Source organism: Streptococcus cristatus, assembly GCF_963529205.1.
GTDB lineage: Bacteria > Bacillota > Bacilli > Lactobacillales > Streptococcaceae > Streptococcus > Streptococcus cristatus_O.
The window spans coordinates 73,616-100,414 of record NZ_CAURYF010000001.1 but is presented as its reverse complement, the minus strand read 5'-3'; the positions used below and the strand labels follow the sequence as shown (position 1 = coordinate 100,414).

The following is a 26,799-nucleotide window of genomic DNA, read 5'->3' as shown; positions in this document are numbered from 1 at the left end:
TAGAGCTCTCGGCTCATAACCGAGTGGTCGTAGGTTCAAGTCCTACAAGGTCCATAATGAATATCTTGGAGGATTACCCAAGTCCGGCTGAAGGGAACGGTCTTGAAAACCGTCAGGCGTGTAAAAGCGTGCGTGGGTTCGAATCCCACATCCTCCTTTTAGTTGAATAATAGTAACGCGGGATGGAGCAGCTAGGTAGCTCGTCGGGCTCATAACCCGAAGGTCGTAGGTTCAAATCCTGCTCCCGCAATATGGCTCGGTAGCTCAGTTGGTAGAGCAATGGATTGAAGCTCCATGTGTCGGCGGTTCGATTCCGTCTCGCGCCATATTTTTGAATAAGCGGGTGTAGTTTAGTGGTAAAACTACAGCCTTCCAAGCTGTTGTCGCGAGTTCGATTCTCGTCACCCGCTTTGAACAATAGTTCATACCAAGTTTTTATAACTTGGGCGCGTAGCTCAGGTGGTTAGAGCGCACGCCTGATAAGCGTGAGGTCGGTGGTTCGAGTCCACTCGTGCCCATTTTGGAGAATTACTCAAGAGGCTGAAGAGGACGGTTTGCTAAATCGTTAGGTCGGGTAACTGGCGCGGGGGTTCGAATCCCCCATTCTCCGTCAATAGGGAGTTTAGCATTTGCTATCTCCTTTTCTTGTACTTTGTTGTGATTTTGTAGGTATTGAGATGAAAAAATTTAAAAAATCAAGATTAATTGTAATGATCATTGTGTTAATTTTAACTGCTTCAGCTTTGTTACTTTCTACTTATTCTACTTGGTTTGTAAATGGAACATCAAATGTTTTAAGCCTTGTTGATAATGTTTTGTCAAAGCCATTTCATTTACTTAGTGATGTGAAAAGTGATTTGGAACATTTGGTTAATACTTATCATGAGAATGAAGAGTTAAAAGCTACTTTAAATGAAATTGATTCAGCGTCAAATGAAGTTTCAGATTTAAAGGAAGAAAATGCTCAACTTCGAGAAATGCTTGATATGAAGAATTCTATTAAAAGTGATGTGAAACTATCCGCTGATGTTATTGCTCGTACTCCAGCTTCATGGTCTAATGAGTTGACAGTTAATGTAGGATCAGAAAATAAAGTAGCTTCAACTATGCTTGTTGTTGCTAACGGTGGCTTGATTGGAAGTGTTGATCAAGTGAATGAACATTCTAGTCGAATTAGTTTATTAACGAATAAAAAAAATAACGAAAATATATCTGTTAGAATACAAAGTGGCTCAAAAACAATTTATGGTATTATTGTAGGATATGACGAAAAAAAGTCAGCTTTTATTGTTAGTCAGCTGAATACTTCTGATGAGATCAAAGAGGACTCAAAAGTGGTTACAAGTGGCTTGGGATCTTATCCAGTTGCGAATATTTCTGTTGGGAAGGTATCTTCTGTAGCTTCAAGTAGTGACTATTTGACAAAAGAGGTATATATTAAACCAAGTGCTGATTTTTCTGACATTCGTGTTGTAACATTGGTGGGGAACTGATATGCGACTTTTTAGACAACATGTGGGTATACCGCTCTTATTGCTTTTTTTAATGTTATTAGATGGCCAGATTTCAACCCTAATTGCTTCTTTTTTACCTATAAGATTCCATTTAGTTTGCCATTTGGTGTTGATTTTTCTGCTATTTATTTCAGTAGAAGTATCTGATGTAACAGCATTTACAATATTCTTAGTGATAGGTATTCTTTATGATGCTTACTATTTTCATGTAATTGGAATTGCCACATTATTACTTCCTCTATTGAGTGTATTAGTCAATAAATATAATACAATTATGATGGGCAATAAAATCACTAGATTCTTGTCCGTTTTAATACTGGTATTCTTGTTTGAATTTGTTTCTTTTTTATTAGCTAATCTAGTTTCTTTAACTAGTATGGAAATAAGTACTTTTATAGTGTATAGTTTAGCTCCGACAATGGTGCTTAATTCCCTGCTTTTACTAATTTTGCAACCAGTTTTGGAAAAAGTTTATTTATGATAAAAAAGAAGAAATAAAAATGTAATAAAGGCGTAACATATTCTACGTCTTTTTCTGTTATACTTATTATTGTCTTATTGGATAGGAGTAGAATTATTTATGAAGAAAAAAATTATCACTTCGATGTTATTAAGTGCTTTGGTTCTTACTCAAGGTGCTAGTCTAGTGAATGTGCATGCCGATACAACAGATGATAAGATCGCTGCACAGAACAATAAAATTAATAGCTTAAATGCTCAACAACAAGCTGCGCAAGCTCAAGTTGATCAAATTCAAAGTCAAGTATCAGCAATTAAATCACAACAAGAAAAGCTTCAAGCTGAAAACGAAAAGTTAACAGCAGAATCTGAAAAACTTTCAGCTGAAATTGATGAATTGTCAAAAAACATTGTAGCACGTAATGAGTCATTAGCAAACCAAGCTCGTAGCGCTCAAACAAGTGGAACTGTTACAAGCTATATTAATACGATTGTTAACTCAAGCTCAATCACTGAAGCAATTTCACGTGTGACAGCTATGAATGAAATCATTTCCGCTAACAATAAAATGTTGGAACAACAAAAAGCGGATAAAGAAGCTATTACTGAGAAACAAATTGCTAATAACGAAGCAATCAACACAGTTATTGCGAACCAACAAACCTTGGCTGATGATGCTCAAGCGTTGTCAACTAAAGAAGCTGAATTGAAGGTTGCACAAATCAATCTTGCAGCTGAAAAAGCAAGTGCCGAAGGTGAGAAAAATTCTCTTTTAGAACAAAAAGCAGCAGCACAAAAAGCAGCTGAAGCAGCAGCAGCAGCTGAAGCAGCTTACCGTTCACAACAAGCTTCTCAACTTCAAGCAATTCAAGCATCTGGTAATACAAACCTCTCAGCACAAATACAAGCTGTTTCTGGAGGTACTCCTGCTGCAGCAGCACCTGCACCAGCAGCGACAGTGTCTAATGTATCTTATTCTTCAGACGCTTCTACTTACCCTGTTGGTCAGTGTACTTGGGGAGTTAAAACATTGGCACCTTGGGCTGGTAATTACTGGGGTAATGGTGGTCAATGGGCAGCAAGTGCAGCAGCGGCAGGCTTCCGTGTAGGTTCTCAACCACAAGTTGGAGCGATCGCATGTTGGACTGATGGTGGTTATGGACACGTGGCTGTAGTAACAGCAGTTCAGTCTTCAACTAGCATTCAAGTATCAGAAGCTAACTATCTTGGTCAACAATCAATTGGTAACTACCGTGGTTGGTTTGACCCAACAACTGCACAAGGTACAGTAAGTTACATTTATCCAAATTAATAAATTTAGAAGGTTGGAATTTCCAACCTTTTTATATTTAGCATAAGATTAAGTATTTGTAAGACTATTCAAATATTTTTTGTAAAACGCTTTATTCAAAATTGAAATATTCCTTAAAAAGGGTTAAAATGTAAATGGAATAAATTTTCGGAGGCAAACATGTCATTTTCTGATTTAAAGCTCTTTGCTCTTTCTTCTAACCAAGAGTTGGCCAAGCGGGTAGCCAAAGGGATAGGAATGGAGCTTGGAAAGTCGACGGTACGTCAGTTTTCGGATGGGGAGATTCAAGTCAATATTGAAGAATCAATTCGAGGCAAGCATGTTTTTATTTTGCAGTCAACGAGTTCACCTGTTAACGATAATCTGATGGAGATTTTGATTATGGTGGATGCGCTTAAGCGAGCAAGTGCTGAATCTATCAATGTGGTCATGCCTTACTATGGTTATGCTAGACAAGACCGTAAGGCCCGTGCTCGTGAACCGATTACTTCTAAACTAGTAGCAAATATGCTAGAAATTGCTGGTGTTGATCGTTTGCTGACAATTGATTTACATGCTTCACAGATTCAAGGCTTCTTTGACATTCCGGTTGATCATTTAATGGGAGCGCCTCTCATTGCTAATTACTTTGAACGTCGTGGAATGATTGGAAGTGACTATGTTGTTGTGAGCCCTGACCATGGTGGTGTCTCACGTGCTAGAAAATTAGCAGAATTTCTAAAAACACCGATTGCTATTATTGATAAACGTCGTAGTGTAGATAAGATGAACACTAGTGAGGTCATGAATATTATTGGTAACGTTAAGGGCAAAACCTGTATTTTGATCGATGATATGATTGATACTGCAGGAACCATCTATCACGCAGCAGATGCCTTAGCTGAAGCAGGTGCAGTTGATGTTTATGCTAGTTGCACTCACCCAGTCCTATCTGGTCCTGCAATGGAAAATATTCAGAAATCTGCTATCAAGAAATTAGTTGTTTTGGATACAATCTATCTTCCGCAAGAACGTTTAATTGATAAGATTGAGCAGATTTCTATTGCTGATCTTCTTTCAGAAGCAATTATTCGTATCCATGAAAAACGTCCTCTTTCTCCTTTGTTTGAAATTGGCAAAAATTAATATTATAAAAATGTTACAATATTACACATTTCTGAAATGCTTCCCCCTGACCACAAGATAAGGGGGATTTTTTATTGAAACGAAGCCGTTTCTACCATATGATGAATTTCAAAATAATAAAAAAAACTATTGACAAAAATAGGGCAAATATATATAATATAGGTAGTAACTCCGAGTTACGAATAATTTTTTTAAAAAGAAAAAGGAGATAAAACGATGAAAAAAGTTTTATTGTCAAGCGTGGTAGCACTTACATTATTTGCAGCTGCAGCACCAGTTTTCTCTGCTGATGAAGCTACTGATGCAGCTCGTAAAAACGACGGCGCATACTACCTTCAAACTCAATTCACAAATGCTGATAAAGTAAACGAATACTTGGCTCAACATGATGGTGAAATCCGTGCAGAAGCTGCTGCAGATCCAGCAGTAGTAGCTGCTAAAGCTGCTCTTGATGCAGTTGAAGGTGGAAGCCACAATTATGGTGAAGTTAAAGCAGCTTATGAAGCAGCATTCAACAACGCTTTCAACGCTGTACGTAACAAATATGTACAACAATTCCAAGCTACATACAACAACGCTACAGAACAAGAAGGCAAAACATACATCCAAGGTGAAACTCCTGAACAAGCTAACGCTCGTTACTTGAAACGTGTTGGTGCAGCTAACAACCAAAACCCAGCTGCAGAAGACAAAGGAGCTACTACTCCTGCTTCTAAAGAAGAAGCTAAAAAATCAGAAGCTGCTGCTAAAAACGCAGGTAAAGCTGCTGGTAAAGCACTTCCAAAAACTTCAGCAGTTAAATAATTCTTTATTGATACTGATGTAAACAATATCACTGGGCCATTGGTTCAGTGATATTTTCTTAGAAAAAAATGGGGAATACTTAAATATTATGAGTCAAAATGCTAAAAGACAAACTAAGAAGGCTCCAAATAAGAATTTAAAACTATTTGGTGCTTTATTAGGTATCATTGTTGTTGCTGTTGCAACTGCAATGCTGATTTTTAATCCATTTAAGTCAGCGCCTAAGTCGAATACGACTGCTTCTACTAGTCAAGTAACAAAAAGCTCTACAAAGAATACTTATCAACCAAGCAAGGAAGAAAAAGAGTATTTAGCCAAGCGCTTTGCAGATTTAAAGGCTATTAATAGTGAAGCTATTGCTTATGTTTATGCTCCAGGTACAAAATTAGATGAACCTGTTGTACAGACGAAAGATAATTCTACTTATCTTGATAAAACCTTTGAAGGCGGGAATGAGCCTTACATGGGAACAGTCTTTATGGACACAGATAACAAGAAGGACTTTAGTGATCGCTTGACTTGGCTTTTTGGTCATGCTCGTGGAAGCAAAGTAGCGGACAATCGTATGTTTAACGATGTCAACTTCTATGATAATCAGGAATTTTTCGATCAGCACAAGTATGTTGTTGTTGAAACACCTGAGCGTAAGTTCTACTATGAAGCAATGGGCTTGGTTATTGTACCAGAGGAGACTGCTTTCTATCGGACTAGCTTCGATGGAGATAAGGACTTTACAGATCAGCTAAACAGTATTTATGAAGCATCTAGAACTAAAAACAAGGACATCAAGGTAAAAGCAAGCGACAAATATCTTGTGCTATCAACCTGTCGTGAAGAGGATGAGACAATTCGTTCTAACCTCTACCTACGTCAGATTCCAGATTCTGAAATGAGTGATTTCCTTGCGAAACATGGTTCAGAATTAACATATACTCCTACTAGATAGGCTATTAAAGAGGCGGAATTTGTTTTCGCCTTTTTTATATTTTTTAAACATGTTATAATGAAAGCAGAGGTGGACACTATGATTAAAAATTTGGTTTTTGATTTAGGAAATGTTTTGATTGAGTGGAATCCAGATAAGATATTCAGGCATTTTGAAACGGATGAAATGCGACGACAATCCCTGAGAAAAGCAATTTTTGATTCACACCTATGGCACCAAACGGATTGGGGATCCTTATCTTTGTCGGAAGCTTGTACATTAGCTCAACAGAATCTGGATCCATCTTTTGAAGCTGCAGTTGAAAAAATATTTTTTCACTGGTATGAGGCCGTGGATGTCTACCAAAATCTGCAAGAAAAAATAGAGCGATGGTCAAAGTTAGGCTATCATATTTACATTTTATCAACAACCTGTGAGATATTTTATAGGATTGAACAGGCAGGATTATTGCCAATTTTTCCTCTTTTGTCAGGTTATATTCTCTCTTCAGAAGTTAAAGTAGTAAAACCTTACAAAAAAATATACCAGGAACTCCTTGAGAAATATAATCTTAAACCAGAAGAGTCGGTCTTTATGGATGATATTCAGGTCAATTTGGATACGGCAAGGGAAATGGACTTTGAGACAATACTAGCTAAGAGCGAATTGGAAAATATTGAGGCGCTGGATTGTTTATTACTTTCTAAGGGAATGTTTGGTTCAGTGGGATTAAGCACAAATCTTGACATAGAGTCGTGATTGCGCTATCATAATATACATATATGGGAGTCTGTGTACAGTCTGAGAGGAAGTGTAAACTTCGACCGCACCTGATCTGGGTAATGCCAGCGTAGGGAAAAGTATTTGTAAAAACCTTGTGGTTTTACTAAAAGTGGCGAGCGATTCGCCTATCTTTAGGATACTGATGCATGCTACACCTTTTCCATATTGGAGAAGGTGTTTTTGTATGAAGTGCAAGGTTTTTATAAAGAGAGCTTGCGATCTCTTTCATTAGGGAAAGAACGGTCTGGTTAGTAAATGGAATCGTATCTGTATGCATCATTCTCAGATAGAGTTTGAATGCAGGGAGGTGAAGAGATGAAAGCGAGCATTGCTTTGCAAATTCTGCCTTTGTCAATTGATAAAGGACGGTTGGCAGTCATTGAAGACGTGATTGAGTATCTGCAGAAACAGCCCGTGAGGCAGTTGGTAACTCCTTTTGAAACAGTTTTAGAAGGAGAATGGGAAGATTTGTTTCCTATATTGGGAAAGGCAATAGAATTGGCTGGCAGTCAAGCGGATAATGTATTTGCAAATGTGAAGATAAATTATGGAGAGATTTTGTCTATTGATGAGAAACTTGAAAAATATTCTGCGTCAGCAGATTAGTCTTTTAGGGATGGTAGGTGTGCTTGCTATTTGGCAAGTCATGGGCTGGCTCAAGCTCTTGCCTAAGTTCATTTTGCCGACGCCTTTGGAAATTTGTCAGGCTTTTGTTAGGGATGCAGAACTGTTGGCTATACACAGTTGGGCGACCTTAAAAGTAGCCTTGTTGGGTTTGCTGCTAGGAGTCATTATAGCCTGCTTGCTGGCAGTCCTCATGGATAGTCTGAGCTGGCTCAATGATTTGATTTATCCCATGATGGTTGTGGTGCAGACGATTCCGACCATTGCGTTAGCGCCAATTCTGGTTCTCTGGCTGGGTTATGGGATTTTGCCCAAGATTGTGCTCATTATTCTGACGACAACTTTCCCAATTATCGTCAGTATTCTAGACGGTTTTCGACATTGTGACAGAGATACCTTGACTCTCTTTGAACTCATGCAGGCCAATCGCTGGCAGATTCTCTGGCATTTTAAGATTCCAGCTAGTTTACCTTATTTCTATGCGGGTCTGAGGGTCAGTGTTTCCTATGCTTTTATCACGACTGTAGTCTCTGAATGGCTGGGCGGCTTTGAAGGGCTGGGTGTCTATATGATCCAGTCTAAGAAGCTTTTCCAGTACGATACCATGTTTGCCATTATCGTTTTAGTATCAGTTATCAGTCTTCTGGGTATGAAACTGGTAGCTATTAGTGAAAAATTTGTCATCAAGTGGAAATAGGAGCTTAGCTCTGCTATTTTCCAAAAAAGAAAAGAGGATTATGATGAAAAAAAGTTGTAAATTGTTCCTTGCAGGATTGGCTGCAGTATCACTCTTTGGTCTAGCGGCCTGCGGTCAGTCGAAATCTACGTCTGAGAGCAAGGACAAAAAGATTGATTTTATTCTGGATTGGTCACCCAATACCAATCATACAGGGCTTTATGTAGCTAAGGAGAAGGGCTACTTTAAGGAAGCAGGTGTGGATGTTGATATTAAGTTACCACCAGAAGATAGCACTTCTGACCTGATTATTAATGGCAAGGCTCCTTTTGGAATTTATTTCCAGGACTCTATGGCTAAAAAACTGGATAAGGGCGCAGAAATCACAGCTGTCGCGGCCATTGTAGAGCACAATACTTCGGGTATCATTTCCAAAAAATCTGCAGGGATTAATGGTCCTAAGGATTTGGCTGGGAAGAAATACGGTACTTGGAATGATCCTGTGGAGTTGGGCATGCTGAAAACTTTGGTAGAAAGCCAAGGTAGCAAGTTTGATGATGTAGAGAAGGTTCCGAATAATGATTCTAACTCTATCACACCAATTGAAAATGGTTTGTTTGATGCGGCATGGATTTATCATGGCTGGGATGGTATCATGGCACAGACTCAGGGCATGGACACTAATTTCTTTTATATGAAGGACTATGTCAAGGAGTTTGACTATTATTCTCCTGTCATCATTGCTAATAATGACTATCTGAAGAAGAATCCGGACGAGGCAAAAAAAGTCTTGCAAGCTATTAAAAAAGGCTACCAATATGCTATGGAGCACCCTGAAGAAGCAGCAGACATTTTAATCAAAAATGCACCAGAATTGAAAAATAAACGTGACTTTGTTTTGGCTTCTCAAAAATATTTGTCTGAGCAATATGCGTCAGATAAGAGCAAGTGGGGTCAGTTTGAGGCTAGCCGTTGGAATGCCTTTTACAAATGGGCCAAGGATAACGGTCTTGTAAAAAATGACTTGAGTGACAAGGGATTTAGCAACGATTATATAAAATAATGACAGTAATTAAACTTGAAAATGTAAGCTATGCTTATGATGAACAGCAAATTTTAAAAGATATCAACCTAGAGGTGGAAGCTGGCCAAGTAGTGGCAATCTTGGGTCCTAGTGGCGTAGGGAAATCGACTCTTTTTAACCTCATTGCTGGGATTTTGGAGGTCCAGTCGGGCAGTATTGTCCTAGATGGGCAGGAAAATCCTAAGGGCCAGGTGAGTTATATGCTACAGAAGGACTTGTTGCTGGAGCATAAGACGGTGCTGGGTAATGTCATCTTGCCCCTCTTAATCCGAAAAGTATCCAAAAAGGAAGCGACGGAGCAGGCCACTCAGATTTTGAAGGAGTTCGGGCTCTTTGATGTGGCAGATAAGTATCCACATGAGCTGAGTGGGGGGATGCGGCAGCGCGTGGCTCTGCTGCGGACCTATATGTTCGGGCACAAGCTATTTCTTCTAGACGAAGCCTTTAGTGCTTTGGATGAGCTGACCAAGATGGAGCTGCACGCTTGGTATCTGGACATTCATCGTAGGCTGGGTCTGACGACTCTTCTCATCACGCATAGCATTGAGGAGGCTCTGGCTTTGAGCGATAGGATTTATATTCTGAAAAATCGGCCGGGGCAAATCGTCGCGAATCTCCAGATGACTTGGTCAGACAGCGAGGATAAAGAACTGCAGAAGCTCCGTTATAAGCGGGAGATTTTAAAGCTCTTGGGAATGTGAAGTAAGCGACGGGATTCCTCATGAAGAGTTTTCAAGTAACAAAAAATCAAGCTTTTTGGCTTGATTTTTTGTTTGAGACCCTTTACTTTTGACTTTATTCATGGTACAATAGCCTTTGTGTGAAATAGCAGCAGGAAAGCATGGAGCTCGTCAACAGAACATCAGCTATAAAAGTAGCCTTAGCTGTTTGGGCGAAAATGTTCTGCACGAATCAGAGCTTTCTAAGTGACTATTTCCTCAAAAATATTTTATAGGAGGACATTTATATGTCACGTTATACAGGACCATCTTGGAAACAAGCTCGTCGTTTGGGTCTTTCTCTTACTGGTACAGGTAAAGAATTGGCTCGCCGTAACTATGTACCTGGTCAACATGGACCAAACAACCGCAGCAAATTGTCAGAATACGGTTTGCAATTGGCTGAAAAACAAAAACTTCGTTTCACTTACGGTGTAGGTGAAAAACAATTCCGTAACTTGTTCGTACAAGCTACAAAAATCAAAGGCGGAATCCTTGGTTTCAACTTCATGCTTCTTTTGGAACGTCGTTTGGATAACGTTGTTTACCGTCTTGGTCTTGCGACTACTCGTCGTCAAGCTCGTCAATTCGTAAACCACGGTCACATCCTTGTTGACGGAAAACGCGTTGATATCCCATCATACCGCGTAACTCCAGGTCAAGTGATCTCAGTTCGTGAAAAATCATTGAAAGTTCCAGCTATCCTTGAAGCAGTTGAAGCTACTCTTGGACGTCCAGCATTCGTATCATTCGACGCTGAAAAATTGGAAGGTTCATTGACTCGCTTGCCAGAACGCGACGAAATCAACCCAGAAATCAACGAAGCACTTGTCGTTGAATTCTACAACAAAATGCTTTAATTTCTATTGGAAATTTATTCAGAAGCCGTTTTTGGCTTCTTTTTTATTCGATTAATAAAAAGAGAGAGTGGGACAGAAATCGGTAATTCGTTAGAATTCGGTTTCGTCGTCCCACCTCCGCACAGTTGAGTAGGGCTGTAAAAGCTGATGAAATCAGCGTAGTAGAGCCCACTCAACCACTGCGTCTTGCTCGATAATCCAAAGACAATTGAGAGGCTAGGACAAAAGTCCTAGCCTCTTTCTTTAGTTGTTAAATTTTATAGCATCTTTAAAAGGAGATCAGCCATTTGTTCAGGGCTTTCCTTACTGCCTCGGGCGATCCACATCTGGTAGACGCCAAAGAAAGCATTAACGAGGTAAACGATGCCGTATTCCTTTTCGATTTGATTGAAAGCTTTGTGTCGAAACCGTTCCTGTAGGATTTGGGAAAGTAAGGATTGGAGCTTATGACGCAGGAAATTTTGGATTTCTCTAGTGCCGTTTTCCGTCAAGAGAGCAGCCAGAAGAGGCTCTTGGGTCAAGAACTGAAAGACCTCTGTGATAGCGACTGCAACATCTTCTCGATTGTGTTCAAAGATGTATTCTAGTTGATGAAAGAGCCCTTGCTGATAGCGCTCAATCATATCATATTTATCCTTGTAGTGGGTATAAAAGCTACTGCGACTGATACCAGCAGCTCGGGCCAATTCGACTGTCGTAATGTGGTCAAAAGATTCTTGATGTAATAAGTCAACCATAGCCTTTTCAATGATGGCCTTGGTTTTTTTACGTTTATTACTTTCCGTCATTTCAATCTTTCCTTTGTTATTGAATTATACAAAATTAGACAAGGTGTTCAAAAATAGAATTTTCTGCTTGCCTTAATTTTTTTATTGTGTATAATCTATTATATCAAATTTTTAGACAATGTGTATAAAAAGGAGAAGAGATGTTCAAAGAATGGAAAGCTATCTTCAAAAAACCGAAGATTATTGTAGTCATGCTGGGAGTTGCCTTGATTCCAGCCTTGTATAATGTGATTTTTTTGAGTTCCATGTGGGATCCATATGGCAAACTTTCTGATTTGCCAGTAGCGGTGGTCAATCAGGACCAGAAGGCGAGCTTGTATGGACAAGACTTGTCCATTGGGTCAGATATGGTTCAAGATATGAAGAAAAATGAAGCGCTGGATTTTCATTTTGTGGATGAGAGTCAGGCAGAGAAGGGACTGGAAAAGGGCGACTATTACATGGTGGTGACTCTTCCCAAGGATCTATCAGCCAATGCGGCTAGTATCTTGAGCAATCAGCCCAAGCAGGTCACGATTCACTATCAAACATCCAGTGGTCATAGTTTTATCGCTAGTAAAATGAGCGATTCTGCCATGACTTCGATGAAGCAGTCTGTCAGTCAGAAGATCACGAACAGCTATGTGACAAGCCTTTTTGCGAGTATGGATAAGCTAAAAGGTGGACTTGGCACGGCTGTCGATGGGACTGCTAAATTGGCTGAAGGCAGTCAAGAATTAGCAAACGGCAGCCAAAAGCTGTCGACTAACTTGGAAAGCCTAGCCCAGTCCAGCCTCACTTTCTCAGATGGAGCCACAGCGCTGTCAACTGGTCTGGTAGCATATACAAATGGAGTGGCTCAGATCAATGCTGGCTTGCCAACTTTTACTAGCAAGATGACGGAATATACAGATGGAGTTGGGCAGCTTTCAGCTGGTGCCAGTCAATTAACCGCTCAGTCAGAAACATTACTGAATGGAACCAACCAACTGACGGGCAATTCACAGGAATTAGTTGCTGGTGTGGAGCGACTAAATAGTGGTTTGGCAGAACTGCAATCATCTGTTAATAGTAGTGTTACTGCTAATCAAGAAAAGGTTGCTCAGTTGACGGCAGGTCTAGATCAGCTCAATACAGCTATTCAGAATGCCACATCAGGAACGAGTTTGCCAACGGAAACAATTGCGGCTTCTCTCACGACGATTGCGACCAATGCCCAGTCTTTGGCAAGTAGTGCGCAAAGTGATCGGGCGGCAGCCGTGGCCGCTTTGGAAGGCACAGCTGCTTACCAAAAACTTTCTGCCAGTGAGCAAGAAGAACTAAAATCAGCTCTAGCAGGTGGAGCTGATTCTAGCAGCAGTGCAGCGGCAACCATTGTACAGGAAGTCCAAGCTATCCAAACGAATCTGCAAGGTCTGCAAAAGGCCAGCAGTCAGGCAAGTCAGCTGTCGGCAGCAGCCAACCAAGTCCTGCCGGGAGCTTCAGCTATGATTAGTGGTCTCTATGGTGGTCTAGGTCAGGTAAATGAGGCTCTATCCTCTGCCAGCACTGGTTCAGCGACCCTTTCTCAAGGTATTACGGCTTATACAGGTGGCCTTTCTCAAGTAGCTCAGGGAGTAGCCGCTTATACTACAGGTGTCGATCAGCTTTCTCAAGGAGCGGCCAATCTAGCGAACCATAATGACCAAGTGACTTCAGGAATCGGTCAAATCAGCTCAGGCCTCTCTCAATTAAATGATAAATCATCTACTTTGGTCACAGGGATGCAAACATTATCTACGGGTGCCACTCAAATGGCGGATGGTTCTCAGCAGTTAGCGACTGGTGGTCTCACTTTAACTAGTGGGCTGGGAGATTTATCAATCGGTGCTCAGACTCTAAATACAGGGTTGACGGGTGCCAAGGGTCAATTATCCGAGCTTTCAGTGACAGAGGACAATGCGGCCGCCTTGGCTGGCCCTGTCGAGCTGAAAAAGACAGATAAAGATCAGGTTGGTAAAAATGGTGTTGGTATGGCCCCCTACATGATTTCTGTTGCTCTTTTTGTAGCAGCGATTTCGACCAATGTCATTTTCGGCACGCTCCCTTCTGGTCAAGTTCCAGCTTCTCGCAAAGCTTGGCTCAAGGCTCGTCTGGAGGTCAATGGTTTGATTTCTGTTTTGGCTGGCATCTTGGTTTATGGAGCGGTTCATTTGATCGGTCTTGAGGCCAACTATGAATGGATGACGCTGGCCTTGACTGTTTTAGCCAGCATGGCCTTTATGGCAGTTGTGACGGCTCTAGTCACTTGGGATAGTAAGGTCGGGGCCTTTATCTCCTTGATCCTCTTGCTCCTGCAACTGGCTTCTAGCGCTGGTACTTATCCGCTGCCTCTAACGGCAGAAATCTTCCAAAAGCTCAATCCAATCTTACCGATGAGCTATGCGGTGTCAGGACTGCGGGAAACGATCTCGATGAATGGTCAAATCGGTGGCCAACTAGCTTTCTTGACCGCGACTTTACTGCTTTTCATGGTCTTAGGCACAATGGCCTATCGTCCTGATAAGAAGAAAATCATTTAAGATAGAGAAGAGGGCAGACTATTTTCTCTTCGAAAGGAACAACTTGGTTTTGTGAACAGAACCAAGTTTTTTTGTTTCACGTGAAACAGCAGAGAATTTTATTTTATAGATGTTCTCCACAAGTCTATTTTATTCAGTATGAAAATAATAATGTTTTGTTTTCTTTAAGTTTTCTTTAGCCTTGCTTTAAGTTTTCATCCGTAAAATGGCTCTAGTTACAAGAAAGAGGAAAAACCCATGGCTAAAAAAACATTTAAAGACAAATTTCAACGATTTGAAACCAAATATATTATTTCCAAAGAAACTTTGGCTGATTTATTGACCGAGTTTGAAAGCCATCTGGTGGAGGATGAGCATGCTTACTCGACCATCCATAGTCTTTACTACGACACCCCGACCTATCAAATGATTCGTGAGTCCTTGGAAAAGCCTTATTTTAAAGAAAAATTGCGCGTGCGGACCTACGATAAAAATCCGAGAAAAGACAGTCAAGTCTTTTTGGAAATCAAGAAAAAAGTGCGTAAGATTGTCTACAAACGCCGCATTTCGACAGATTTAGTAGCTGCCGAGGCTTACTTGGAGGGCGATCACAGTAAGATTGAAGATTGTCAGATTCGTGAGGAAATCGACTGGCTGGGTCAGCGCTACGGTGGCCTGCAGCCCATGATGTATATCTACTACAATCGTTATTCTATGAAGGGGATTGAGGATCCCAATGTTCGGATTACCATTGACCACGATTTGACCTACCGCAACTATGATTTAAGCCTTTTGCATGGTCATTACGGGGAAAATCTTCTGCCGGATCATCATGTGATTATGGAAGTCAAGGTGCCAGGGGCCTATCCGCTCTGGCTGAGTGAGATTTTGGATCGCCATCAGGTCTTCCCAAGCTCCTTTTCCAAATACGGGGTTGCTTACAAGAAAACGACAGACTATAAAGGAGTTGTAAATCATGCTTAGTCACTTATTTTATGATATTTTTACCGATACGGCCGTAGATCCGGCCATGATGATGCTGGCAATCGGAGTGTCCTTGCTTTTGGGCTTGGTCGTTGCCAAGGTTTACCAGTTTAAGACGGTTTACAGCAAATCCTTTGTGATGAGTTTGGCGCTTTTGCCGACCTTGATTGCAATTGTGATTTTCTTGGTCAATGGAAGTCTGGGAGCAGGGGTTGCCGTCATGGGGGCCTTCAGCTTGATTCGTTTCCGTTCCGCACCGGGAGGGGCCAAGGAGCTGGTGTCCATTTTCCTGGTCATGACAATCGGGATTGCCATCGGAATGGGCTATCTGGTCTTTGCGACCGTCTTTACCCTCATCATGTCGCTCGTCATGCTGCTGCTTGAGGTGGTTAATTTTGGGCAGATGAAGCATTCCATGCGCCAGCTGACCATCGTTATACCAGAAAGTTTGGACTATGAAAGCATTTTTGATGATATTTTCAACAAAGCTGTCAATCATGTTGAACTGGCCAATGTCAAAACCTCTGATATGGGAAGTTTGTTCAAGCTTAAATACATCATTCAGCTGAATGGTCGAATGACCGAAAAAGAACTCATCGATGCCCTACGCACGCGCAATGGAAATTTAGAGATTGCTATTAGCCGCTATATTACGAAAGAAAATGAATTATAATACCTAGAAAGAGGCCAATCATGAAAACAGGCAAGAAAAAAATATTTCAGAAAATAAAACTAATGGTTCCCCTAGCGCTAATGAGTGTCACCTTGGGAGCTTGCAGCTTGACCAGCCAGTCCAGCACTAGTACGAGTGCTAGTACCACGACCACTCAAACGGTGACCAGTACGACAAAGACAGACACATCTAGCTATTTCACGGATCGTGATCAGGATTCTTCTTATGATGAGTCGACAGCAACCAAGATTAGCTTGGGCGGCTCCACAGCCAAGACATCTGGTGACGGAGCCAGTGTTTCTGGCTCAACGGTGACCATTAGGGCAGCTGGGACTTATGTCCTCTCTGGCAGCAGTGAAAATGTGCAGATTGTCGTCAAGACTGGCGATCAAGACAAGGTACAAATCGTCTTGGATGGCGTGACTATGACAGGGACGGATGCAGCCATTGTGATAGAAAATGCGGATAAAACCTTCATTACCCTAGCAGAAGGCAGCAAGAATAGCATTTCTGACTCAGCCAATCATACCAATACGGACTATGATGCAGCCATTTATAGTAAGGACGACTTGACTTTCAACGGCTCAGGCAGTCTGACCATCGAAGGAAAATACGGTAACGCGGTCGAGTCTAATGATGACCTGCGTATCACAGGCGGGACTTATACGATTAAAGGTTACAAGAATGGTTTGTCAGCTAATGATGCCATCAACATCAAGGAGGCTAGTCTAGATATTACAGCGACGGAGGATGCGATCCATGCAGATAACGATGAAGATACTTCGCTCGGAAATCTCTATATCCAGTCTGGGACCATTACGATTAATGCTGGCGATGACGGCCTTCATGCTAGCAATGCAGCGGTGATCGACGGTGGCACCATCACAGTCAAGTCCAGTGTCGAAGCTTTAGAGGGAACAAATGTCACGATTAACGGCGGGACACTTGATCTTTATGCGACGGATGATGGGATCAATGCAGCTAGTACAGCGACGGGAGCTGAGATTTTCATCAAGATTACTGGTGGTGATATCAAGGTTGAGGTCGGCCAAGGCGATACAGATGCTCTTGACTCCAATGGCGATATCATCATGACAGGAGGAAACCTAGCCATCACATCCACTGTATCTGCCTTTGACTTTGATGGTAAGGCTACCTATACGGGCGGGACTATCACGGTTAATGGGCAAAATCGAACCGAAATCACAGCAGATGGCCCTGGTGGTGGCGGTGCCCCAGGCGGACAAGGTGGTTTTGGTGGACATTGATTAGAAAAAATCTAAGCAGAGATTGTGCTTAGATTTTTTTGTTTAAATCGGCATAAAATGTACAAAAATGATATACTAGTCTCAATAATGACGAGGAGCAATACGATGAGAAAAACGGCTATTTTTGAAGATGTTGTTTCGATTATGACCCAAGATTCGGCAACTAAAAAGGATATTGCCGGTGCGGATCCGACTGGTTTTCGCGAATGTATTTCAGACGATATGAGTGAAAAGGACTTTCTTTATCAGGTTCAGACTTATCTAGCTAGCTTCGGAGTTATCGGCCACGTAGCTTTTCGAGAGAAATATGCTAAGCCAAAAGGTTTTGTTCTACGTTCAACAATCCAAGGACTTTATGTTGAGCAGGCTAATGCAGATACGAATTTACAGGCGGGCGATCAAATTGTGAAACTGGATGGACAGCATCTAGAAGAATTTTATAGGATGCACCGAGCGTATTTTACCAGTTCAACACCCGAGCGAAACTACCGTGAGTGGAGCGAATTGATTTCAAAAGCTAGGCAAGTGACTGTTTTTCGAGCAGGAGCAGAGCAAATCCTTTCAGTTGAGCCTAGCCAGAATCCTATAGAGAGCCGATTTGAATGGAAAGAGTTAGAAAAGGGTGTTATTTATCTCCGTTTGGATGACTTTAGGAACGAGAAAGCCATCAACAAACTCTATCAGGAAGCACAAGATACTATCAAGAGGGCTGCTTGTCTGGTGATTGATGTCCGTCAAAATACTGGCGGGATGGACTCGCTGTATTTTCCCCTGCTCCACTATGCCCTTTCTGAGGGGCAAGTCTATTCTGACTTGGACTGGACTGATGAAGGGATGGAAATTCTCTACACCGAGCGGAATGTCGACCTGCGTTTGAAAGATTTTGAAGCCTACGTGCAGCAGGAAGGGATTAAGCAGGAGACGAAGGATCTGTTGGAGATAATCATGCAAGACCTGCAGGCCAATCGGGGCAAAGGCTATGTCAAATTTGGAGGCGAGGACAGGGAAATGTTTCCTAATGTGAAAGGAGGAAGCCATCCTGAGAAGATTTTTGTCTTGGCAGATGTCTACTGTGCTTCGTCGGGAGACAATTTTGTCCAGATGATGAAATGGTTTCCTAAGGTGACGGTTCTGGGGCGCCCGACTCTTGGAATACTAGATTATTCCAACTGCTGTCAGGTAGATTATGGTGATTATAGTTTGAACTTTCCAACTTCACGCGCTCTAGCACTTGATAAGGGACAGGGGATGACAGACAAGGGGATTGAACCAGCCATCCTTATTCCTTGGACAGTTGAGCATCTGGAGCGGGATGTGGATTTGGAGCGCTGTTTAGCGATGATTCATGACTTTTAGATATCAAAAACGACCTTTTGTTTGGAGGTCGTTTCATGTTTATTCATCAATTCTGATGGCCATTTTTTCCGTATCAACCGTCACTTGAGCACCGATGGTAATGGTAAAGAGCGGCTGAGTATGGGCAAAGTCCAAGTCATAGAGGACGGGAATTTGTTTGAGAATCGGATGTTTATCCAAGATATAAAAGAGCAGCTCCTCTGTCATCTGGCATTCTTTTGGAAAGCGGCCGATGAGAAGGGCCTGTGGGTTAGGATAGGCCTGAAGGAGGGCGGCAAGATTGCGGTCAAATTCCACATAATCATCTACCTCGGCCTCTTCAACAAAGAGGACATAGTTCTCATCTGTTGGGGCATAGGGGGTGCCGCGTAGGAGTGAGAAGGTGGAAAGATTACCGCCGATAACAGTGGCTTGGGCTTGTCCGTGATGATAGACTTTCCACTCTGTTTCATGGAAGGTCAGTGGGGCATCGGGCAGATACCAGGCATTGTCGCCCCATTTTTCACTAGGAGTCAATTCATAAGAAGTCTGGCTGACAGCCTTGAGCCAGCTCTCGGTCTGATAGTCCTGCAGGGCATCCATCTTAAAACTGGAGTAGGACGGTCCCATGTAGGTTTTCATGCCAGTCTTGTTATAGATCGCGTTGAGCAAGGCAGTAGTATCCGAGTAGCCACAGAAAATCTTAGGATTTCTAGCAATCAATTCAAAGTCCAGATAGGGCAGGAGCTCATTGCAGTTAAAACCTCCGATGGTGGCCAGAATAGCATCAACGGAGTCATCTGAGAAGGCAGCATGAATGTCTGCCACCCGGCTTTCGATGGAGGCAGAACCTAACATATCATTTTCCAGATAATGCTCCGAAAAAGACACGGTAAATCCTAGCTTTTCCAAGCGCTCCTTGGCGGCTAGATTGGCCTCAAAGCCGCCAAGCCGTTCGATTGACGACGAGGGGCTTACGACCCGAATATGCATACCAGGTGTGAGTTTTTTCATAGAAACCTCCTTATGATAAATTTTTATAGAATATCATAGCACAAAGGCCAAGGCCTGTAAAGCAATCTTAGGGCATTACGGGAATTTTTATTAAAAAAGGGAGCCGCTGAGGACTCCCTGATTGTATATAATCATTTCTATGATTTATTCACTGAGATTAATGCTGCCGCTTTGGGCGCTGGCAGTAAGTGTAGTTGTCGGATTTTCGACTTTACGGACTGCAGAGCCACCAAGTTCATCGCCTTTGGAGTGCTCTACACTTATACCACTAGGGATGTCAATTTCACCTAGATTCGTTTTCAGATCAAAGGATAGCTGCGACAAACTGCCAGAAACCAGATGCAGATTAATATCGCCCAATTGGTCAGTGATAGAGATTGTACCAGCTAATTCCAACTGTTCAGAGTTCAGTGAGCCGCTTGAGATTTTCAGAGTGCTGTCGGAGATTTTGCTTGAGTTTAGATTGACCTCTCCCAGAGAGTTTGCTATTTCGCCCGATGCGAACTGGCTGTTGCTCAGAGTGAGGGTACCCGAAGAAGCATTGATTTTTCCAGAGTTAATCTGACTGTTATTAAAGGAAATCTCTCCCAGAGAGTTCTTAAATTTACCTGATGCGAATTGGCTATCATTCACAGTCAACGAGCCATTGGATAGAGAGAAGTCAGCATTTTTGGCTGATAGATTGGACAGCGTAACATCTCCTAATGACGAACTGCCGTTGAATGTCTCAAGCTTGGTCCCTTTGGGCAGGGAAAGCTGCACAGTACGCTTCCCCTGAGATTCTTGGTCAAATAAGCTAAGTAGGGAGCGGATACCAGCGCTTATGTGGAAGGAACCTGCACCATCTTCCTTGATGCTTAAGTTTCCGTTTTCAGAACTTGTCGTGATTTTTCCAAGCGAGCTTCCATCAATCTGATAGTTACCATCGCTTTGGTAATAGGTCAAGTGAGCCTTGTCATCAGGAGATTCGCTGATGACGAGGTTTCTAGCCGCTAAGTTAATATTTAGGGAAGAAAGATCAGAGAAGCTTTCTTCTTTTTTCGTGAGTTTTACCTTGCTTTTGGCAGAATTGACCAAGTCGTTGACACCGCCTGTAATGGAGCCGATAGTTGTCAGGGCTCCACCAAATAGGCAGGCTAAAATAGCTGCGGATAAAAGAGGTTTTTTCAATTTGATGTTAGCCATGACGTGCTCCTTTCTTTGCGAAAAGTTGAGCTAGTTTGACAAAGCCAGCCTTGCCAAACTGAGCAACAGGAGAAATGCCTGCGTAGAAGATGCCAGACAGTCCCAGAGCTAGAACACTGAGTCCCAGAGTGAACAGGAAGGCCGGGATAGATGTCGTCAGTCCCACTGTCAAAGTGTCCCAGATCAGGCTGATGCCAAAGATAAAGAAGGCAAAGGCACCTATAGCCATGACGAGAGCAAAGATAAAGACTAAGAGGAAGAAAACGAAAGTCAAAAGTGCTGCTACTATAAAGAGCGGAATAGCCAAGGGTGCTGCTAAAATGGATAGGATAGCAATCTGGACGATGTTCTTAGTGTTTTTTGATGAACTGCTGTCTTGGTTATCTTCTTCGACTTTTTTGTCCAAAAGATTCAACATAATCTCGTGGGCCGCTTCCTTTGGGCTGCCTAAATCAGCAATAGCGGCTGCCTCGCCTTCTGGACCGACCTCGTCAAAATACTCGGTGAAGTAGTCCATGGCTTCTTGATAGTCTTTTGCTGGCAACTTTTTCAAATAGTGATCTAGTTGAGCTAGATATTCAGTTCTTGTCATGGCGAATGCTCCCTTCGATAATGCCCTTAATCATGTTGGTATAAAGCTCCCATTCATCTTTAAGGTTGACCAGTTGTTTCTGACCTCTTGGGGTCAGAGAGTAATATTTTCGTTTTCGACCTTGATATTCCTGAGAGTAAGTCTCTAAATACTGACTCTTTTCCAATTTTTTCAGGATAGGATAAAGCGTGGACTCCTTGATATCTGCAATGAGCTTGATGGTCTGGCTAATCTCATAGCCGTAGGAATCTTCTTTATCTAAAATTGCTAAAATCAGAAATTCTATCAGGGTAGAAGATGTAGGGAAATACATGTACTACCTCCTATATATAAAAATATTATATATAAACTTTCTACATATAGGATATCCTCTTTCGAACTAAAAGTCAAGTAATATATAGAAATTTCACTGATAGATTTTGAAAAGGATTTCATCCTTGAACGATAAGGGAAGTACCTCTTTTTCTCTTTATTTCCTTACAAGAACTTTACACAATTGATAGCTTTTATATTGAAATCTTTCTCTATAAAATGGTAAAATAATCTATGTCTATCTAAAAAAAGATAAGAGTGAATGAAATGACGAAATATAAGACGATTTATAAGTTTGTAGGGCAGACATTGCTATACTTTGTGATTTTCGTAGCCCTGCTTTATTTCTTTAGTTATCTTGGTCAAGGTCAAGGTGGCTTTATCTACAATGAATTTTAATGTAAGAGAGTACTATACACATGTCAAATACAGCAATTACAGATATGATTGAAGCGATTGAGCACTTTGCTCAGACGCAGCCAGATTTCCCTGTCTACAATGTCCTCGGACAAGTTCATACTTACGGGGATCTAAAGGCCGACTCCGATGCACTGGCAGCCAAGATTGATAGCTTGGGGCTGGCTCCCAAGTCACCCGTCGTGGTCTACGGTGGTCAGGAGTACGAAATGCTGGCTACTTTTGTGGCCTTGACCAAGGCAGGTCATGCCTATATTCCTATTGATAGTCATTCAGCCTTGGAGCGCGTGACGGCTATCGTGGAAGTAGCTGAACCAAGCTTGATTATCGCCATTGCAGATTTTCCGCTGGCGGATACAGATGCAGCCATTTTCAGTCTGGATCAGGTTCGAGCGGCTTACGCAGAGAAGACTGCCTATGAGATTAGTCATCCAGTCAAGGGTGATGACAATTACTACATCATCTTTACTTCTGGTACGACTGGTAAACCTAAAGGTGTGCAAATCTCTCATGATAACCTGCTCAGCTTTACCAACTGGATGATTACAGACAAGGAATTTGCGACACCTAGCCGTCCGCAAATGCTGGCGCAACCGCCTTATTCTTTTGACTTGTCAGTTATGTACTGGGCACCGACTTTGGCGCTGGGAGGCACTCTCTATGCCCTGCCTTCTAGTCTGACTCAGGACTTCAAACAGTTATTTGAAGCGATTCTTAGCCTGCCTGTAGCAATCTGGACTTCTACACCGTCCTTTGCGGATATGGCCATGCTTTCGGAAGATTTTAATAGCCAAAAGATGCCAGGCATTACGCATTTTTACTTTGATGGAGAAGAGCTGACGGTCAAGACAGCTCAGAAATTGCGGGAGCGTTTCCCTGAGGCTCGTATTATCAATGCCTATGGCCCAACCGAAGCAACGGTGGCTCTGTCTGCAGTTGCCATCACAGATGAGATGCTAGCGACCCTCAAGCGCTTGCCAATCGGCTATACCAAGGCGGATTCACCAACCTTTGTCATCGATGAAAATGGGCAAAAATTGCCGAATGGTCAGCAGGGTGAAATCATTGTCTGCGGACCAGCCGTATCCAAGGGCTACCTCAACAATCCTGAAAAGACAGCTGAAGCCTTCTTTGAATTTGAAGGGCTACCAGCCTATCATACAGGTGATGTGGGTACGATGACTGATGAAGGTCTCCTGCTTTACGGCGGTCGTATGGACTTCCAGATTAAGTTTAACGGCTATCGCATCGAGCTAGAGGACGTATCTCAAAACCTCAACAAATCTAAGTATATCGAGGCAGCAGTAGCAGTGCCACGCTACAATAAGGACCACAAGGTTCAAAACTTATTAGCCTACGTTATTTTGAAAGACGGTGTTGCAGAGCAATTTGACCGTGAAATCGATATTACCAAGGCTATCAAAGAGGATCTGCAGGATATCATGATGTCTTATATGATGCCGTCTAAGTTCCTCTATCGGGAATCTCTGCCCCTAACACCCAACGGTAAGATTGATATCAAGGGGCTGATTAGTGAGGTCAACAAGTCATGATGGATTTCTTGAAACAGCTTCCTCATCTGGAGCCTTACGGAGACCCACAGTATTTCCTTTATCTTATCTTGGCTGTTTTGCCAATCTTTATCGGACTTTTCTTTAAAAAACGCTTCCCAGTCTATGAAGCCCTGGTCAGCTTGGCCTTTATTGTCTTGATGCTGACGGGCCCTAGTCTGGCGCAGCTCTATGCCCTGCTCTTTTATGTTGTCTGGCAGACGATCTGGGTCTATTCTTATAAATTCTACCGCAAAAAGCGGGACAGCAAGTGGATATTTTATTTGCATACAGCATTGGCGATCCTGCCCCTATTCTGGGTCAAAGTTGAGCCAGCTATCAGTGGCCATCAATCGCTCTTTGGCTTTCTGGGAATTTCCTATCTGACCTTCCGTTCAGTTGGTATGATTATTGAGCTGAGGGATGGCGTGCTGACTGATTTCAGCCTTTGGGAATTCCTCCGCTTTATGCTCTTTATGCCCACTTTTTCGAGTGGCCCCATTGATCGTTTTAAGCGTTTCAATGAAAATTATCTCCAAATTCCAGAGCGCGATGAGCTTTTAGATATGCTGGAGCAGTCGGTCAAGTATATCATGCTGGGCTTTCTCTATAAGTTTGTCCTAGCTCATATCTTTGGCCACATGATTTTAGGGCATCTTAAGACCTATGCCCTCTATACTGGCGGTTTCTTCAATCTGGGAACGCTAGGTGTCATGTATGTCTTTGGTCTGGATCTCTTCTTTGACTTTGCCGGTTATTCGATGTTTGCGGTGGCCATTTCCAATCTCATGGGCATCAAGAGCCCTATCAACTTTGACAAGCCTTTTGTTTCACGCGATTTGAAGGAATTCTGGAATCGCTGGCACATGAGCCTGTCCTTTTGGTTCCGTGACTTTGTCTTTATGCGCCTGGTCATGGTACTCATGCGCAACAAGGTCTTTAAAAACCGCAATACGACTTCCAGTGTAGCCTATATAATCAATATGTTGGTCATGGGCTTCTGGCATGGTGTGACCTGGTACTATATCGCCTATGGTCTCTTCCACGGTCTGGGCTTGGTGGTCAATGACGCTTGGCTCCGTAAGAAAAAGACCATCAATAAAGAGCGTAAAAGTAAGGGACTGCCAGCCCTGCCTGACAACAAGTGGACCCAAGCGCTGGGGGTTGTGATCACCTTCCATGTTGTCATGTTCTCATTCTTGATCTTCTCAGGATTTTTGAATGACCTTTGGTTTAAAAAATAAAATGTAAACGAGGAAACTAAAATGGATGTAAAAGCAGAAGTAATTGAAATTATTGACGAATTATTTATGGAAGATGTTTCGGACATGATGGACGAGGATTTGTTTGATGCTGGCGTTTTGGACAGCATGGGGACAGTAGAGCTGATTGTTGAGCTGGAAAACCGTTTTGACATCCGCGTGCCAGTGTCAGAATTTGGCCGTGATGACTGGAATACAGCCAATAAAATCGTTGAAGGCGTAACGGAGCTTCGTAATGCTTAAACGACTCTGGCTGATTCTGGGGCCTGTCTTCTGCGCCTTGATCATGGTCGCCCTGCTCTTTTTCTTCTATCCGCTTGAGAAAAAGCATGATGTGGAAGCAGAGAAGCGGGCAGCTGTGACCCTTACAGCAGAAACGTTCAAAAGCCGTAGCAAAAAAATGACGGCCCTGACAGATCAAGATACCCGTTTTGTGCCCTACTTTGGATCTAGTGAATGGCTGCGCTTTGACAGTATGCACCCAGCTGTTTTGGCCGAGAAGTATGACCGCAATTACCGACCTTATTTTCTAGGGCAGCGGGGGGCGGCTTCTCTCAACCAATATTTTGGGATGCAGCAGATGACCTCTGAGCTGGAAAATAAGACGGCCGTCTATGTCGTTTCTCCGCAATGGTTTACCAAAAAAGGCTATGATGCGGCGGCTTTTCAGCAGTATTTCAATAGCGACCAGCTAGCTGGTTTTCTTAGCTGGCAGGATGGTGGAGTAGGCTCCCAGTATGCAGCCCAGCGACTTTTGCAGCTCTATCCCAACATTGCTATGGGGGATATTGTCAGGAAAGTGGCCGATGGAAGCCAACTGACTTCTTTTGAGCAGCAGTATATTAATACTATGAGTCGGATTTATCAGCGGGAGGATGCATTTTTCAGTACATTTGCTGCTGGTAATAATGGCAACTATGACACGAAGGTTTTGCCTCAGCTTTCCCGTCTTCCAGATGACTTTTCTTATGAAGAGTTGGAGCAGCTGGCTACGGCAGATGCTGTCAAGCAGACCAATAACAATGATTTAGGTATCGATAACGACTTTTATAAGAAGCGTTTGGCTAGAAAAATCAAGAAGTTCAAAGGCTTCCAATCCAAGCAGTCTTACGAAAAGTCTCCCGAGTACAATGATTTGCAGCTGGTTTTGGAGCAATTTGCCAAATCAAAAACCAATGTCATCTTTGTCATTCCACCAGTCAATGCCAAATGGATGGCCTATACTGGACTGAGTGAAGAGATGTACCAGCGGACAGTTGAGAAGATTAAGTTCCAGCTGGAAAGTCAAGGATTTACGAATATTGCTGACTTTTCTAAGGACGGCGACAAGCCTTACTTTATGCAGGACACGATCCACATGGGCTGGAATGGCTGGCTGGCCTTCGACAAGGCTGTAGATCCTTTTGTCTCTAACCCCCAACCTGCCCCTAACTATCAGATCAATGAGAAATTCTTCAGTAAGGAGTGGGCTAATTATACAGGCGACTACGAGGAATTTGTCAAATAAGAATGCAAGCTGGAAGGAGAAGTCATGATTCGCTTGGCGGAAATGCAGGATATCCCAGCAATTTTAGCAATTTTTGATCAGGCTAGGGAGTTTATGCGGACTATGGGAAATCCCAGTCAGTGGCCAGCTTCCTATCCGAATTGTCAGCTGGTAGAGGGAGATATTCGGGCAGGTCACTGCTATGTCTTTGAAGAGGCTGGGCAGGTTGTTGGAACCTTTGCGTTCATCATCGGACCAGATCCGACCTACCAAGAAATTGAAGGTGCTTGGCATTTTTCAGAGCCTTACGGTACAATCCATCGTATCGCTTCAAATGGACAAGTAAAGGGTCTGGCTCATCAATGTCTTGACTTTTGCCTGCAGCAAATTTCCTATCTCCGCATCGATACGCATGAAGATAACCATCCGATGCAGGCAGCCATTCGCCGCTACGGTTTTAGCCAGTGTGGCACGATTTATTTGCCAGATGGCAGCTCTCGCCTTGCCTACGATTACCATCAATAAAAAA

Annotated in this window: 28 protein-coding genes, 6 tRNA genes and 1 riboswitch; of the genes, 29 read left to right on the top strand and 5 right to left on the bottom strand. The window is 42.6% G+C overall.

The features are described from left to right. Nucleotides 1–67 precede the first annotated feature (67 nt). The 18 genes from RWS39_RS00605 (at nt 68) to rpsD (ending at nt 10,885) form a co-directional block, all read left to right on the top strand. Nucleotides 68–157 (top strand) — tRNA-Ser (locus RWS39_RS00605). Nucleotides 158–176: 19 nt separating this feature from the next. Next, nucleotides 177–250: transfer RNA gene (locus RWS39_RS00600), tRNA-Met, on the top strand. Between the two features lie 3 nt (nt 251–253). After that, nucleotides 254–326 (top strand) — tRNA-Phe (locus RWS39_RS00595). Nucleotides 327–339: 13 nt separating this feature from the next. Further along, a tRNA-Gly gene (locus RWS39_RS00590) sits at nt 340–410 on the top strand. Between the two features lie 34 nt (nt 411–444). Further along, a tRNA-Ile gene (locus tag RWS39_RS00585) sits at nt 445–518 on the top strand. Nucleotides 519–522: 4 nt separating this feature from the next. Further along, nucleotides 523–610 (top strand) — tRNA-Ser (locus tag RWS39_RS00580). 67 nt (nt 611–677) lie between these two features. After that, nucleotides 678–1,493, top strand: coding sequence for a rod shape-determining protein MreC (mreC, locus tag RWS39_RS00575; RefSeq protein WP_061585360.1), 816 nt, complete (start codon nt 678–680; stop codon nt 1,491–1,493). Nucleotide 1,494: 1 nt separating this feature from the next. After that, the gene (mreD, locus tag RWS39_RS00570; protein WP_045773633.1) at nt 1,495–1,995 is read left to right on the top strand and encodes a rod shape-determining protein MreD; all 501 of its coding nucleotides are present in this window, start codon (nt 1,495–1,497) and stop codon (nt 1,993–1,995) included. 99 nt (nt 1,996–2,094) lie between these two features. Further along, on the top strand, nt 2,095–3,285 hold the full coding sequence (gene pcsB / locus RWS39_RS00565) for a peptidoglycan hydrolase PcsB (RefSeq protein ID WP_314479294.1): 1,191 nt from the start codon (nt 2,095–2,097) through the stop codon (nt 3,283–3,285). A gap of 159 nt (nt 3,286–3,444) precedes the next feature. Continuing rightward, nucleotides 3,445–4,410: a ribose-phosphate diphosphokinase gene (locus RWS39_RS00560; protein WP_314479291.1), complete on the top strand. Its 966-nt coding sequence runs from the start codon at nt 3,445–3,447 to the stop codon at nt 4,408–4,410. 216 nt (nt 4,411–4,626) lie between these two features. Then, the gene (gene abpA, locus RWS39_RS00555; RefSeq protein ID WP_045504766.1) at nt 4,627–5,214 is read left to right on the top strand and encodes an amylase-binding adhesin AbpA; all 588 of its coding nucleotides are present in this window, start codon (nt 4,627–4,629) and stop codon (nt 5,212–5,214) included. An 88-nt stretch (nt 5,215–5,302) separates the two neighbouring features. Continuing rightward, a complete protein-coding gene (srtB, locus tag RWS39_RS00550) occupies nt 5,303–6,160 on the top strand; it encodes a class B sortase, LPKTxAVK-specific (RefSeq protein ID WP_125397316.1) in 858 nt (285 codons plus the stop codon). A gap of 78 nt (nt 6,161–6,238) precedes the next feature. Further along, nucleotides 6,239–6,898, top strand: a complete 660-nt coding sequence (locus RWS39_RS00545; protein WP_314479280.1) for an HAD family hydrolase — start codon at nt 6,239–6,241, stop codon at nt 6,896–6,898. Nucleotides 6,899–6,911: 13 nt separating this feature from the next. After that, nucleotides 6,912–7,013: riboswitch (TPP riboswitch) on the top strand. A gap of 224 nt (nt 7,014–7,237) precedes the next feature. Then, nucleotides 7,238–7,528: a thiamine-binding protein gene (locus tag RWS39_RS00540; RefSeq protein ID WP_314479277.1), complete on the top strand. Its 291-nt coding sequence runs from the start codon at nt 7,238–7,240 to the stop codon at nt 7,526–7,528. Next, a complete protein-coding gene (locus RWS39_RS00535; RefSeq protein ID WP_041789832.1) occupies nt 7,491–8,243 on the top strand; it encodes an ABC transporter permease in 753 nt (250 codons plus the stop codon). Before RWS39_RS00540 ends, RWS39_RS00535 begins: the two co-directional genes overlap by 38 nt. 40 nt (nt 8,244–8,283) lie before the next feature. Then, entirely contained in the window at nt 8,284–9,285 is a 1,002-nt protein-coding gene (locus tag RWS39_RS00530) for an ABC transporter substrate-binding protein (protein WP_111724258.1), read from the top strand. Beyond that, nucleotides 9,285–10,007 carry an ABC transporter ATP-binding protein gene (locus tag RWS39_RS00525; RefSeq protein ID WP_045634743.1) on the top strand — a complete coding sequence of 241 codons (723 nt, stop codon included), beginning with the start codon at nt 9,285–9,287 and terminating at the stop codon, nt 10,005–10,007. The genes RWS39_RS00530 and RWS39_RS00525 overlap by 1 nt, the downstream gene beginning before the upstream one ends. A gap of 266 nt (nt 10,008–10,273) precedes the next feature. Then, on the top strand, nt 10,274–10,885 hold the full coding sequence (rpsD, locus tag RWS39_RS00520) for a 30S ribosomal protein S4 (protein ID WP_000092756.1): 612 nt from the start codon (nt 10,274–10,276) through the stop codon (nt 10,883–10,885). A gap of 257 nt (nt 10,886–11,142) precedes the next feature. On the opposite strand, the gene RWS39_RS00515 is transcribed toward rpsD, so the two are convergent. Then, a complete protein-coding gene (locus RWS39_RS00515; protein ID WP_314479255.1) occupies nt 11,143–11,673 on the bottom strand; it encodes a TetR/AcrR family transcriptional regulator in 531 nt (176 codons plus the stop codon). A 140-nt stretch (nt 11,674–11,813) separates the two neighbouring features. On the opposite strand from RWS39_RS00515, the gene RWS39_RS00510 reads away from it, so the two are divergent. The 5 genes from RWS39_RS00510 (at nt 11,814) to RWS39_RS00490 (ending at nt 18,473) form a co-directional block, all read left to right on the top strand. Further along, complete coding sequence (locus tag RWS39_RS00510) at nt 11,814–14,213, top strand: YhgE/Pip domain-containing protein (protein ID WP_314479252.1); 2,400 nt, start codon at nt 11,814–11,816, stop codon at nt 14,211–14,213. A 237-nt stretch (nt 14,214–14,450) separates the two neighbouring features. Next, nucleotides 14,451–15,176 carry a polyphosphate polymerase domain-containing protein gene (locus RWS39_RS00505; protein ID WP_314479249.1) on the top strand — a complete coding sequence of 242 codons (726 nt, stop codon included), beginning with the start codon at nt 14,451–14,453 and terminating at the stop codon, nt 15,174–15,176. Continuing rightward, on the top strand, nt 15,169–15,849 hold the full coding sequence (locus RWS39_RS00500; RefSeq protein ID WP_314479246.1) for a DUF4956 domain-containing protein: 681 nt from the start codon (nt 15,169–15,171) through the stop codon (nt 15,847–15,849). The genes RWS39_RS00505 and RWS39_RS00500 overlap by 8 nt, the downstream gene beginning before the upstream one ends. A 20-nt stretch (nt 15,850–15,869) precedes the next feature. Next, a complete protein-coding gene (locus RWS39_RS00495; RefSeq protein ID WP_314479243.1) occupies nt 15,870–17,117 on the top strand; it encodes a carbohydrate-binding domain-containing protein in 1,248 nt (415 codons plus the stop codon). A gap of 105 nt (nt 17,118–17,222) precedes the next feature. Continuing rightward, the gene (locus tag RWS39_RS00490) at nt 17,223–18,473 is read left to right on the top strand and encodes a S41 family peptidase (protein ID WP_314479241.1); all 1,251 of its coding nucleotides are present in this window, start codon (nt 17,223–17,225) and stop codon (nt 18,471–18,473) included. A gap of 39 nt (nt 18,474–18,512) precedes the next feature. Here the strand turns inward: RWS39_RS00490 and RWS39_RS00485 are convergent, their stop codons facing one another. The 4 genes from RWS39_RS00485 to RWS39_RS00470 form a co-directional block, all read right to left on the bottom strand. After that, nucleotides 18,513–19,466 carry a S66 family peptidase gene (locus RWS39_RS00485; RefSeq protein WP_314479238.1) on the bottom strand — a complete coding sequence of 318 codons (954 nt, stop codon included), beginning with the start codon at nt 19,464–19,466 and terminating at the stop codon, nt 18,513–18,515. A gap of 144 nt (nt 19,467–19,610) precedes the next feature. Continuing rightward, nucleotides 19,611–20,651 (bottom strand): DUF4097 family beta strand repeat-containing protein, encoded by a 1,041-nt coding sequence (locus tag RWS39_RS00480; RefSeq protein ID WP_314479230.1) that lies wholly within the window; start codon nt 20,649–20,651, stop codon nt 19,611–19,613. Continuing rightward, nucleotides 20,644–21,243, bottom strand: a complete 600-nt coding sequence (locus RWS39_RS00475; protein WP_314479227.1) for a DUF1700 domain-containing protein — start codon at nt 21,241–21,243, stop codon at nt 20,644–20,646. The genes RWS39_RS00480 and RWS39_RS00475 overlap by 8 nt, the downstream gene beginning before the upstream one ends. Further along, nucleotides 21,230–21,556, bottom strand: coding sequence for a PadR family transcriptional regulator (locus tag RWS39_RS00470; RefSeq protein ID WP_311164581.1), 327 nt, complete (start codon nt 21,554–21,556; stop codon nt 21,230–21,232). The genes RWS39_RS00475 and RWS39_RS00470 overlap by 14 nt, the downstream gene beginning before the upstream one ends. A 266-nt stretch (nt 21,557–21,822) precedes the next feature. Here RWS39_RS00470 and RWS39_RS00465 point away from each other — a divergent pair, with 266 nt between their 5' ends. From RWS39_RS00465 to RWS39_RS00440, 6 genes are read left to right on the top strand one after another with little or no spacing between them, the layout of a single operon-like run. Continuing rightward, nucleotides 21,823–21,954: a teichoic acid D-Ala incorporation-associated protein DltX gene (locus RWS39_RS00465; protein WP_005591428.1), complete on the top strand. Its 132-nt coding sequence runs from the start codon at nt 21,823–21,825 to the stop codon at nt 21,952–21,954. A gap of 20 nt (nt 21,955–21,974) precedes the next feature. After that, on the top strand, nt 21,975–23,525 hold the full coding sequence (gene dltA / locus RWS39_RS00460) for a D-alanine--poly(phosphoribitol) ligase subunit DltA (protein ID WP_314479223.1): 1,551 nt from the start codon (nt 21,975–21,977) through the stop codon (nt 23,523–23,525). Next, nucleotides 23,522–24,766, top strand: a complete 1,245-nt coding sequence (dltB, locus tag RWS39_RS00455; RefSeq protein ID WP_314479220.1) for a D-alanyl-lipoteichoic acid biosynthesis protein DltB — start codon at nt 23,522–23,524, stop codon at nt 24,764–24,766. The genes dltA and dltB overlap by 4 nt, the downstream gene beginning before the upstream one ends. 21 nt (nt 24,767–24,787) lie before the next feature. After that, on the top strand, nt 24,788–25,027 hold the full coding sequence (gene dltC / locus RWS39_RS00450) for a D-alanine--poly(phosphoribitol) ligase subunit DltC (protein ID WP_005591431.1): 240 nt from the start codon (nt 24,788–24,790) through the stop codon (nt 25,025–25,027). Beyond that, nucleotides 25,020–26,291 carry a D-alanyl-lipoteichoic acid biosynthesis protein DltD gene (dltD, locus tag RWS39_RS00445; RefSeq protein ID WP_062004545.1) on the top strand — a complete coding sequence of 424 codons (1,272 nt, stop codon included), beginning with the start codon at nt 25,020–25,022 and terminating at the stop codon, nt 26,289–26,291. The genes dltC and dltD overlap by 8 nt, the downstream gene beginning before the upstream one ends. Before the next feature lie 24 nt (nt 26,292–26,315). Next, a complete protein-coding gene (locus RWS39_RS00440) occupies nt 26,316–26,795 on the top strand; it encodes a GNAT family N-acetyltransferase (protein ID WP_187421009.1) in 480 nt (159 codons plus the stop codon). Nucleotides 26,796–26,799 lie beyond the last annotated feature (4 nt).

Bases quoted from the DNA above. Each gene is read 5' to 3' on its own strand.
- RWS39_RS00440 (WP_187421009.1), top strand. From the start codon at position 26,316: ATGATTCGCTTGGCGGAAATGCAGGATATCCCAGCAATTTTAGCAATT.
- dltD (WP_062004545.1), top strand. From the start codon at position 25,020: ATGCTTAAACGACTCTGGCTGATTCTGGGGCCTGTCTTCTGCGCCTTG.
- RWS39_RS00525 (WP_045634743.1), top strand. From the start codon at position 9,285: ATGACAGTAATTAAACTTGAAAATGTAAGCTATGCTTATGATGAACAG.
- pcsB (WP_314479294.1), top strand. From the start codon at position 2,095: ATGAAGAAAAAAATTATCACTTCGATGTTATTAAGTGCTTTGGTTCTT.
- RWS39_RS00535 (WP_041789832.1), top strand. From the start codon at position 7,491: ATGAGAAACTTGAAAAATATTCTGCGTCAGCAGATTAGTCTTTTAGGG.
- RWS39_RS00545 (WP_314479280.1), top strand. From the start codon at position 6,239: ATGATTAAAAATTTGGTTTTTGATTTAGGAAATGTTTTGATTGAGTGG.
- RWS39_RS00505 (WP_314479249.1), top strand. From the start codon at position 14,451: ATGGCTAAAAAAACATTTAAAGACAAATTTCAACGATTTGAAACCAAA.
- RWS39_RS00540 (WP_314479277.1), top strand. From the start codon at position 7,238: ATGAAAGCGAGCATTGCTTTGCAAATTCTGCCTTTGTCAATTGATAAA.
- RWS39_RS00500 (WP_314479246.1), top strand. From the start codon at position 15,169: ATGCTTAGTCACTTATTTTATGATATTTTTACCGATACGGCCGTAGAT.
- srtB (WP_125397316.1), top strand. From the start codon at position 5,303: ATGAGTCAAAATGCTAAAAGACAAACTAAGAAGGCTCCAAATAAGAAT.
- RWS39_RS00560 (WP_314479291.1), top strand. From the start codon at position 3,445: ATGTCATTTTCTGATTTAAAGCTCTTTGCTCTTTCTTCTAACCAAGAG.
- mreC (WP_061585360.1), top strand. From the start codon at position 678: ATGAAAAAATTTAAAAAATCAAGATTAATTGTAATGATCATTGTGTTA.
- RWS39_RS00515 (WP_314479255.1), bottom strand. From the start codon at position 11,673: ATGACGGAAAGTAATAAACGTAAAAAAACCAAGGCCATCATTGAAAAG.
- RWS39_RS00530 (WP_111724258.1), top strand. From the start codon at position 8,284: ATGATGAAAAAAAGTTGTAAATTGTTCCTTGCAGGATTGGCTGCAGTA.
- mreD (WP_045773633.1), top strand. From the start codon at position 1,495: ATGCGACTTTTTAGACAACATGTGGGTATACCGCTCTTATTGCTTTTT.
- RWS39_RS00495 (WP_314479243.1), top strand. From the start codon at position 15,870: ATGAAAACAGGCAAGAAAAAAATATTTCAGAAAATAAAACTAATGGTT.
- RWS39_RS00475 (WP_314479227.1), bottom strand. From the start codon at position 21,243: ATGACAAGAACTGAATATCTAGCTCAACTAGATCACTATTTGAAAAAG.
- dltC (WP_005591431.1), top strand. From the start codon at position 24,788: ATGGATGTAAAAGCAGAAGTAATTGAAATTATTGACGAATTATTTATG.
- RWS39_RS00470 (WP_311164581.1), bottom strand. From the start codon at position 21,556: ATGTATTTCCCTACATCTTCTACCCTGATAGAATTTCTGATTTTAGCA.
- RWS39_RS00510 (WP_314479252.1), top strand. From the start codon at position 11,814: ATGTTCAAAGAATGGAAAGCTATCTTCAAAAAACCGAAGATTATTGTA.
- RWS39_RS00480 (WP_314479230.1), bottom strand. From the start codon at position 20,651: ATGGCTAACATCAAATTGAAAAAACCTCTTTTATCCGCAGCTATTTTA.
- RWS39_RS00465 (WP_005591428.1), top strand. From the start codon at position 21,823: ATGACGAAATATAAGACGATTTATAAGTTTGTAGGGCAGACATTGCTA.
- RWS39_RS00490 (WP_314479241.1), top strand. From the start codon at position 17,223: ATGAGAAAAACGGCTATTTTTGAAGATGTTGTTTCGATTATGACCCAA.
- dltA (WP_314479223.1), top strand. From the start codon at position 21,975: ATGTCAAATACAGCAATTACAGATATGATTGAAGCGATTGAGCACTTT.
- RWS39_RS00485 (WP_314479238.1), bottom strand. From the start codon at position 19,466: ATGAAAAAACTCACACCTGGTATGCATATTCGGGTCGTAAGCCCCTCG.
- abpA (WP_045504766.1), top strand. From the start codon at position 4,627: ATGAAAAAAGTTTTATTGTCAAGCGTGGTAGCACTTACATTATTTGCA.
- dltB (WP_314479220.1), top strand. From the start codon at position 23,522: ATGATGGATTTCTTGAAACAGCTTCCTCATCTGGAGCCTTACGGAGAC.
- rpsD (WP_000092756.1), top strand. From the start codon at position 10,274: ATGTCACGTTATACAGGACCATCTTGGAAACAAGCTCGTCGTTTGGGT.